The organism is Nocardia sp. NPDC060220, from assembly GCF_042727815.1.
Lineage (GTDB): Bacteria > Actinomycetota > Actinomycetes > Mycobacteriales > Mycobacteriaceae > Nocardia.
Window position 1 is genome coordinate 1 of the sequence record NZ_JBHWZY010000365.1, and the last position, 6,522, is coordinate 6,522.

Genomic DNA, 6,522 nt, shown 5'->3' on the forward strand with positions numbered 1-6,522 from the left:
GGTACGAACATGTCACTGTGGTCTCCGAAAGGATCGCCCCGCACGATCGATGTACTCGTGGTCGGCGGAACCTGGAATCCTGGCGGCGACGGCGTCACAGCTGCCTTCACCGACGCGCTGAACAAGTCGATGTTCACCCCTCGGATGGTCCCGTATCCCGCCGACTACGGGTCGCAGGTGAGCTACGCCGAGAGTGTTGCCGAAGGTAAGCGCGCGCTCCTGGCGGCTGTCGACCGGTCGCCGAACCCTGTGGTGCTGGCCGGATATTCGCAGGGTGCGGCGGTTGCCGGTGACCTCGCGGCGGAGATCGGCCGCGGTGAGCATCCGGGCCGTGAGGTGATCGCCTGCGCGTTGATCGCCGATCCGCGCAGACCGGCGGGCAAGTACCTCGGCGACACCGACCCCGGCGGCTACGGCGTTGTCGGTGAGCGGCCCATCGACGGTATCCCCGCCTATTGGGCCGCGGCGCCAGGCGATCCCATCACCGCACTGCCCGCCGGCAACCCCTTGCGGACCATCGCGGATCTGAGCGCCTTCTTCAGCTTCGCCAGCGCGAACTCGGCGGTGCGCTGGGCACAGCGGATGCTCGACACCGCCACCCGAAATCAACTGCAGCGCTGGTGGTCACCGTCCAACTGGAGCCACTGGACCGGCGCCATCGCCTACGCCCGCGGCTACCTGTTCGACGGCAGGCACACCAGTGACTACGTCCGATACGGCCACGCCCGCGCACTCGCCCAGGCACTGAACCGCGATGTCGCCGAAGGGCGCATCTGAGACCCGCGAAAACCTGTGGGAAGGAACACATCATGAGAATCAGCAAAACCCCAGAGCCCGCGCTGGTCCGGTCGGTGCTCGTCGCTGTGACGGGTGTCCTCGCCTATCTGCTCGGTCGCGAGATCGATACGGCATGGATCGAAACACTGCTCACCCTGTACGGATTGTCGACGCCGCTGATCGCGGGCGTGCTCATCAGGCCCGCCGTTACCCCGATGACCGGATCGGTGGGTGAACCGGATGGCATCGTGGTTAAGCCCTGAACTCGTACAAGCGGCAGGGATGGCCCTTGCGACAGTCATCGGCGCGGTGACCGCATGGCAGGCCCGCGAGGTCGCCAAGCTGCGTGAGCGGGTAGTCGCGCTCGAGGAACAGGCCGCCGACGATCACCTCCGATTCCGCGACGCGATCCGGCTGATCCGCGCACTGCAGCGACACATCGACGAACTGCTCGGCTTCCTGCGCCTGCACGTCCCTGGCATGGAGCCCCCGGTGGCGGACTACAAGATCCCCGCCACCCTCCAAGAAGAAATCTGACGGCGACCCCGCCGTTCCCGAACTGCATGCGGTCGGCCCCCGGAGAACACTCGACACGGTGCGGGATTCGAGCCCGCCGCATGCCGCGCTCCTGACGCGCCCGTCTCCCGCAGGTGGTCTGCGGTCGTAGACGTCGCCGCTGCGTCAGGAGCGAAGGTCCCGCCCTCGGCGCTTCCCCTCGTCCACGAGGGCGGGACCCCGAACCTTCACTCACACAAGGAGATACCCATGGCCTGGACAGGCGACCCGGTATGGCTGGCCGACGTGCTGCGCGCTGCCGGGCTGGACGTCATCGAACACGAGGGCTGGCGCGACCGGGGCCACGGCGACTTCCGTGACCTGCGCGGCGTGCTCTGCCACCACACCGCGGGCGGCGGCAAGAACGACTGGCGCATCGTCCAGGACGGCCGCGCCGACCTCCCCGGCCCGCTGGCCCAGCTGGTCCTCGAACGCGACGGCACCTTCCGCGTGATCGCCGCAGGCGTGTGCTGGCACGCGGGCCGCGGCTCCTGGCCCGGCTGGCCCACCGACAACGCCAACTACCACGTGATCGGCATCGAAGCCGTCTCCCGCGGCGACGGAACCGACTGGACCCCAGCCCAACTCGACGCCTACCAGCGCGGCTGCGCGGCCATCCTGGCCCGCATCGGCCGCGACGCCGAGGACTGCGTGGCCCACCGCGAGTACTCCCACGAAGGAAAAATCGACCCCGCCGGCATCGACATGGACGAGTTCCGTCGCGAAGTGCAGGCATTCATCGACGGAGAGGACGCTCCGATGAGCGCATCCGAAGTAACCCAGATCCAGGATTTCATCACCGCGTTCTGCGGCCCGATCGGCACCGATGTCAAAGACATCCGCGAGCAGCTGTGCGGTAGCCAGCAGCGGGATGCGGGCATGTTCGCGGGCTGGGAACAGCTCGACGGGATGACCGTGGTCGACGTCCTCGCCGACATCCTGGACCGCCTGAAGGCCCTCGAAACGCCCGCATCCGAGGGGAGGTGAATCCATTGCTTCCCATCCTTCTCGAACTGCTCGAGCTGGCCATTGTGCTCGCGCCGGTAGTCCTGCCGCTGCTCGGCCTCTGACCCCACAACGGACCGCCTCGATGGCCCGCACCGCCACATCGCGAATGCGGTTGATTCCCAGCGGCATCCGTTCCCAACTCCCGGAGATCACCATGACGGAATTGACTACGTTCGCCGCGAGTTCCGCGCTCGGCGCTGAGGAAGCCACCGCGTCGGAGCCATCGGAATCCTCGACGGGCGTACTTCACGCCGCTGTCGAGATCGCCCCGGCACTCGACGACGGTGTCGCATGACCAGCCCATACGCCGGGCAGTTCCCGGACTTCGAGCAGTTCATGATCGGGCTGCTCACACCTATCGCACCGACCGTGAGTTTCCTGCCTGCGCTGGCGAGCCAAATCACGCTGCCGCTGATCTGGGTTCGTACGACGGGCGGCACGCTCGATCACAATGCGATCACCTACCAGGCGAAGGTGCGGGCGGCCGTTTTTCACAGCAGCAGGCAGCAGGCGCAGACCATGGCGATTCAGGTGCGCGATGCCTTTCTGAACGCCTCGGCCGCACGCTTCAACGGCGTGCTGGTCGATTACGTGGAGGAAATCGCCGCTGCTGAACCGCGTTTCAGTGCCCCGAATCTGCGTCGCAGCCGCGGGACGAGCGAATTCCCAGACCTCGACCCGCTGCACCAGATGGTCGAGCTCGCCTTCGCCATCGACGCTCGCCGTCAGTAGACGGCATATCACCGGCACCCACGCACATATTCGATCGCGTGGGTGCCCTTCCTTGTCCAGCCCGTTTCACCGGGCACATGAATGGAGATTGTCTTGCCTCCCATCTCGTCCACCCCGTTGACCACGCTGAAGGCCGCCCAGCGCCAGCTGCTGCTCAAGCCGCTGGATGCCGCGGTGTTCCTGGCCCCGTGGCCGAACTCGACCCCCGTCACCCCGGGCAGCATGACCGACGCCACCGGCAACCTGCTCGCGCTGCCCGCGTCGTACCAGTCGGTCGGCCTGATCGACAAGAAGTCCGGTGTCAACTTCGCGCGCGCCGTGACGGCATCGCCGATCGAGGCGTACGGCGAGATGCAGCCGGTCCGCGACGACATCACCAGCGACATCACCACCATCGAGTTCGAGCCGCAGCAGACCAACCTGCTGAATCTGGCCTTGACCAGCAACACCAACCTGGCCTCCACCCAGGCCGCGGCCAACGGTGAGGTCGGCTTCTGGCAGCCCGCGACCCCGCAGATCAACTACTATTCCGCGGTCGTGATCGGCAAGGACGGCACCGACGCCAGCCCGATCTACATCTTCAAGATCATGCCGAAGGTCGCCGTCACCAAGTGGGGTGGTGAGCAGTGGACCCCCACCAACCTGATGGGCGAGAAGCTCACCCTCACCGCCTTCAAGGACGACACCCTCGGTTACGCCGTCGCCCACGGCTTCGGCGGCACCGGCTGGCAGAAGCTGCTGTCCGCGACCGGCATCAAGTACACCGTCTCGGCGATCACGCCCGCGCCGATCAGCGTGACCCGTGGCACCACCACGTCCGCGCCGATCGTGGTGACCGACCAGTTCGGCGGCATCCTGCCGAACGCCAACTGCGCCTTCACCCCGGCCGGTGGCTCGAACATCACCGTGTCGGCGTCCGGTTTCGTGACCGCCGCCGCGAACGCCACCGTGGGCAACACCACCGTCGGCATCGTGTACACCCCGACCGGTGGCACCGCGCTGGCCTCGGTCAACTGCGTCGTCACCGTTGCGTAGTCGACGCCCATGAAACGTGGTCGCGTGCCGTGCTTCTCCGGTCGCGGCACGCGGCCACTTCCTGTCAGCTTCCGGAGAGAAAGCGGGGCTACCCCCGTGTCCTTTATCCCCACCCAGTTCCCGGTCACGATGACCGACGGCACGCACGAGTACCAGGTGTTCGACGCCTCGGCGTTCGGTGACGCCATGTTCGGTCTCGGCCACCGCGTCAAGGAAGACGTCAAGCAGGCCGTCGCCGCGGCCAAGCCCGCCAAGTAACTACGTTCCACCACCACGAAACCGGAGATCCCCTGATGGCAGCACCCCGCAAAACGTCAACGGCTACGAAGGTGGCCGGCGGTGACGAAGGCCGCTTCTACGAGATCCAGCGTGAACTCGCAGCCAAGCGACGCGGCCCCTACCACCTGACCGCCGACATCGCGATCCAGCCACTGACCCGCCGACAGGCGCGCCTGCTGGCCGAAACCGACGACGAAGAAGACCAGCTACAGATCCTGCTGGGCGAGGCCTACGAGGCGGTCGACGACCTGTTCGCCGACCGCCCCATCGACGAATGGGTGGCCTTCCAGAACGATCTGTACGCCCACTTCTACGGCGAAGGCGCCATGGAGCTGCCGGGGGGATCCGAGGGCTCGTAGAGTTCTGGGACAAGTTCGGTGCCGCGCTCGAATACGACCTACTCGAGCGCGGCATCGACGTCCGAGACTGCTTCGGGCCCATCGAGTTCCGCACCCGCGACTGGCGAACCATCTGGCGCTTCAAGGACCGCCTACCCCGCGGGTCGCACTACAAGACGGCCTTGGCGTTGGACCGTGAACTCGCCGAGTACTGGCTCGACATGGAGGAATCCGACCCCGATCCCGACGCCGAAGAGCCACCGACCCCGGAGGGCTACACGCTCGACACGTATCTGCTCCTGTCGATCATCGACGGGTTGCAGGGCGTCCAAGCGGCCGTGATCGCGGCAGCCGGCGCGGATCCACCCCAGGTGAAGCCGATGCCGCGTCCGCAGACAGCAATGGACGTAGTCCGCGAGGAACGGCGCCTGTCCACGATGCACAGCATCGTCGACATCTTCAAACCGGCCGCCGGCTAGTCCCGCGCCAGCGGTCGATCAGAACGCCCCGCCGGAGAAGCACTTGACGACCGGCGGCTGACCGCTGGCGTCCGCGTCCGGCATCGGAGCGCTGCTGCCGGTACTGCCACCGACCACCCCGCCGATGATCGCGCCGGGAAAGGCTCCGATAGCCGAACCTGCGACAAACCCGCCGATGGCGCCCAGGCCCATGCCGATCAAGCCGTTCGTGGTGATGTTCTGGCAGTAGGCCCGTTGCTCGGGCGTCAGCGCGATCGGTGCAGCCTGAACCGGGCTACTGGTGACTGCGCTGCGATCGAATCCAGGTGCCGGCGCGGCGTGCGCAGTACTGGCGAACGCCGCTGTTGCCGCGATCGCAAGACAGGTCGCGGCAATAAACTTCTTCAATTTTCTCGAACTCCCAGAGAGATAGCCATCAAACATGTTGTCTCCCAAAACATCTCAGCCTTGAGAGCACACGAAGCTTAAGCTGATACGGCCGCGCCGACACAACAACGCCGATCAATTGTGGGGCTCATCACGTTTACTGTGAATTATCCTCGCTACCAGCCAGTTTCGTTGTGATGCTGATGATTCAGTCGAGCGATCGTCCACGCCGCCCCGCCCAGGTTCCATGGGCTCACCGCGGCACGCAGACAGTGATGTGTCGATGAAATCTGACGACGATCCCGATGTCGAAGAGTCGTCGACATCTGGAGGGCTACACCTCGGCACTTACCTGCTGCTGTCGATCATCAATGGGCTGCAAGGCGTCCAAGCCGCCGTCATCGCGGCGACCGGCACCGACCGCCTGTGATTAGGCCGATGCCGCGTCCACAAACGGCGCTCGACACCGCCCGCGAGGAACGTCGCCTAGCTGTCATGAACAGCATCGTCGACATCTTCAAACCCCCTGCGGGTAGGTCCGCACTGACGGTTGACTACACGGGCGCCCCGACGGGTAATTGACGTCGGGCGAGCCACTCACGGATACACCCCTGTCTGTCGGCCGCGACGCCCCGAGTTCCTGTCGGGCTTGATCGCTGAGCCATTGCCAACGGACGAGTGCCACAGCAATATTCATCAAAACGTAGTGGATGTCGCTGCGGCGTTCCACTGGATCGCCAAGCGCCGGACTGGTGAAGCGGGGCGATTGTCTGTTCCACGATTCACCGACCTGCGGTGACTTGTCTCGGGTTCCTTGCCAGGGGTGTATCGAGTGATCCCGCGCTGTCGTCGTAGCCCTTGTCGGTGTTCAGGGTTTTTGAACCAACGCCGGGGAGCAGCTCTATGCAGGCGGTCACTCATGTCATCCGTGGTCCACAACCGGAGCCACGCAT

At 65.6% G+C, this 6,522-nt stretch carries 12 protein-coding genes; 11 read left to right on the plus strand and 1 reads right to left on the minus strand.

The annotated features are described in order from the left end of the window. From ACFWF3_RS19500 to ACFWF3_RS19545, 10 genes are all read left to right on the plus strand, one after another. On the plus strand, positions 1 to 777 hold a 777-nt coding region (locus ACFWF3_RS19500), incomplete at its 5' end, for an alpha/beta fold hydrolase (protein ID WP_379314735.1). 32 nt (positions 778 to 809) lie between these two features. After that, the gene (locus ACFWF3_RS19505; RefSeq protein ID WP_379314736.1) at positions 810 to 1,040 is read left to right on the plus strand and encodes a hypothetical protein; all 231 of its coding nucleotides are present in this window, start codon (positions 810 to 812) and stop codon (positions 1,038 to 1,040) included. A gap of 19 nt (positions 1,041 to 1,059) precedes the next feature. After that, positions 1,060 to 1,314 (plus strand): hypothetical protein, encoded by a 255-nt coding sequence (locus tag ACFWF3_RS19510; protein ID WP_063005185.1) that lies wholly within the window; start codon positions 1,060 to 1,062, stop codon positions 1,312 to 1,314. 228 nt (positions 1,315 to 1,542) lie between these two features. Further along, positions 1,543 to 2,319, plus strand: a complete 777-nt coding sequence (locus tag ACFWF3_RS19515; protein WP_379314737.1) for an N-acetylmuramoyl-L-alanine amidase — start codon at positions 1,543 to 1,545, stop codon at positions 2,317 to 2,319. Positions 2,320 to 2,494: 175 nt separating this feature from the next. After that, complete coding sequence (locus tag ACFWF3_RS19520; protein WP_378870702.1) at positions 2,495 to 2,635, plus strand: hypothetical protein; 141 nt, start codon at positions 2,495 to 2,497, stop codon at positions 2,633 to 2,635. Beyond that, positions 2,632 to 3,072 (plus strand): hypothetical protein, encoded by a 441-nt coding sequence (locus ACFWF3_RS19525; RefSeq protein ID WP_378989177.1) that lies wholly within the window; start codon positions 2,632 to 2,634, stop codon positions 3,070 to 3,072. Before ACFWF3_RS19520 ends, ACFWF3_RS19525 begins: the two co-directional genes overlap by 4 nt. 93 nt (positions 3,073 to 3,165) lie before the next feature. Beyond that, on the plus strand, positions 3,166 to 4,107 hold the full coding sequence (locus tag ACFWF3_RS19530) for a hypothetical protein (RefSeq protein WP_378989176.1): 942 nt from the start codon (positions 3,166 to 3,168) through the stop codon (positions 4,105 to 4,107). Positions 4,108 to 4,203: 96 nt separating this feature from the next. Continuing rightward, entirely contained in the window at positions 4,204 to 4,365 is a 162-nt protein-coding gene (locus tag ACFWF3_RS19535; RefSeq protein WP_379314738.1) for a hypothetical protein, read from the plus strand. Between the two features lie 35 nt (positions 4,366 to 4,400). Next, a complete protein-coding gene (locus ACFWF3_RS19540; RefSeq protein WP_379314739.1) occupies positions 4,401 to 4,745 on the plus strand; it encodes a hypothetical protein in 345 nt (114 codons plus the stop codon). Between the two features lie 161 nt (positions 4,746 to 4,906). Beyond that, complete coding sequence (locus tag ACFWF3_RS19545) at positions 4,907 to 5,203, plus strand: hypothetical protein (protein WP_379314740.1); 297 nt, start codon at positions 4,907 to 4,909, stop codon at positions 5,201 to 5,203. Between the two features lie 18 nt (positions 5,204 to 5,221). Here ACFWF3_RS19545 and ACFWF3_RS19550 read toward each other — a convergent pair whose 3' ends face one another. Continuing rightward, on the minus strand, positions 5,222 to 5,626 hold the full coding sequence (locus ACFWF3_RS19550) for a hypothetical protein (protein ID WP_379314741.1): 405 nt from the start codon (positions 5,624 to 5,626) through the stop codon (positions 5,222 to 5,224). Positions 5,627 to 5,852: 226 nt separating this feature from the next. On the opposite strand from ACFWF3_RS19550, the gene ACFWF3_RS19555 reads away from it, so the two are divergent. Continuing rightward, positions 5,853 to 5,999, plus strand: a complete 147-nt coding sequence (locus tag ACFWF3_RS19555; RefSeq protein ID WP_379314742.1) for a hypothetical protein — start codon at positions 5,853 to 5,855, stop codon at positions 5,997 to 5,999. Positions 6,000 to 6,522 lie beyond the last annotated feature (523 nt).